Here is a 1,771-nt window from a genome sequence, read left to right on the forward strand (position 1 = left end):
CTTCGTATCCGTGAGCCAGCGATTCGACACGAGCACACCCGTTGGCAAGATGACCATGAATATCCTGCTCTCTTTCGCAGAATTCGAGCGGCTGATCATCGCCGATCGCACGAGGGACAAGATCCAGGCTGCTCGCCGTCGTGGCCGTTGGACCGGCGGGCGTCCCCCGCTCGGCTACGACACCGTCCCGGAGGGTGGACGCATCGTGGTCAACAAGATCGAGGCCGAGCAGGTCAAAGCGACCTTCAATCTCTACGCCGAGCATCCGTCCCTGGTTTACGTCTCCCAGGAACTCAATCGACGTGGCTGGAGAACGAAGGCGTGGACTGCGAAAACGAAGCGACCGTGCGGTGGAAAGAAATGGAACAACGCCAGCGTTCGCACGGTACTCAGAAATCCGCTTTACATCGGCAGACAGAAGCTCGGCGACGAGACCTTCAAGGGCGACCACGATCCGATCGTCACGAAGAAGCTATTCGATCAGGTCCAGCGCCTGCTCACGGAGAATCGCACGAGCGGCGGTGCTGGAGCGCGGAATCGATACGGCTTCCTGCTGCGCGGCCTGCTCCGCTGCTCGGCCTGCGACGCCGCGATGGTTCCCACCCCAACGAGCAAGGGCGCTCGCCTCTACAGGTATTACACCTGTCGCGCTGCCCAGAAAAACGGCCACGCGACCTGCCCCACCAAATCGGTCAACGCCGACAGGGTTGAGGCATTCGTCGTCGACCAGATCCGTCGCATCGGGGCCGACCATGAACTCCAGGATCAGACGTTCCAACAGGCCGTCGCTGAGGTTAAGGCCAAGGCTCGGGGGCTCAGGTTCGAAGCGAGGCGGCTCAAGAACGATCTGGCCCCGGCGAAGGCTGACGTCGAGCGACTGGTCGCCGCAGTCTCCCGGTGTGATGGGCCTGCCGCCGAAGCAATTGCGGAAGAACTGACCGCCACCCAGAAACGGCTCGCGCAGATCAGGAATCGACAGGCTGAGATCAAGACGGAATTGGGCGACCTCAAGTCCCAGAGCATTGACCGCGACGATCTGACTCGGGCACTCGAAGCCTTCGATCCGATTTGGAACGTGCTGCTCACGCCGGAACGGGAACGCGTGCTGCAACTACTGATCGATCGCATCGACTACGACGGCGGGACCGGCGATCTCCAGATCACCTGGCGACTGTCGGGGTTCGGCGATTTCGCCGCCGAGGTTTCGCCGTGACGCCCGCTGTCGCCAGGACGGTCCACAGGGTGGACTTCGGGAACAAGCCCGCGCCACGGCGCGACAGTGCGCCCGCAGGCCGCATTCCTCGCGTGGCGCGAATGCTGGCTCTGGCCCACAAGATCGACGAAAAGATCCGCGCTGGAGAGTTTCGCGACCTGGCCGAAGCCGCCAGGGAACTGGGCCTGACTCGCGCCCGCGTGACGCAGATCGCGAACCTGCTTTTGCTCGCGCCTGAGATCCAGGCGGCGATTCTTGAGTTGCCGCTGGTTACCACGGGCCGCGACCCGATCAGCGAGCGGCAGCTGCGGCCGATCGTGGCCGAGCCCGACTGGCAGCGACAGATGGAACTCTGGAACGAGGTGAAGCGATGAGCGACTTCTACCGCACCCGAATGGGGCACACCTACTACAACCAAACGCTACCCGAGATCGCTCGGCAACTCGTCCGGCTGAACGACCTGCTCGAACGCCTCGTCAATGCAACGGAGAACCGCGATGCCAAGACTCAGCCCGACAACGCTGACGACCGCTGAGCAGAAGGCGATTCTCCGCGCCA

Annotated in this window: 3 protein-coding genes; all 3 read left to right on the forward strand. The window is 63.0% G+C overall.

Annotated elements, in window-relative coordinates:
• Positions 1–1,213, forward strand: a 1,213-nt coding sequence (locus GY725_21425; protein MCP4006749.1) for a recombinase family protein, incomplete at its 5' end; no start/stop codon positions are given.
• A complete protein-coding gene (locus GY725_21430; GenBank protein MCP4006750.1) occupies positions 1,210–1,587 on the forward strand; it encodes a hypothetical protein in 378 nt (125 codons plus the stop codon). The genes GY725_21425 and GY725_21430, both read left to right, overlap by 4 nt.
• Complete coding sequence (locus GY725_21435; GenBank protein MCP4006751.1) at positions 1,584–1,748, forward strand: hypothetical protein; 165 nt, start codon at positions 1,584–1,586, stop codon at positions 1,746–1,748. The genes GY725_21430 and GY725_21435 overlap by 4 nt, the downstream gene beginning before the upstream one ends.
• Positions 1,749–1,771 lie beyond the last annotated feature (23 nt).

Source organism: bacterium, from assembly GCA_024226335.1.
Taxonomy (GTDB): Bacteria; Myxococcota_A; UBA9160; order SZUA-336; family SZUA-336; genus JAAELY01.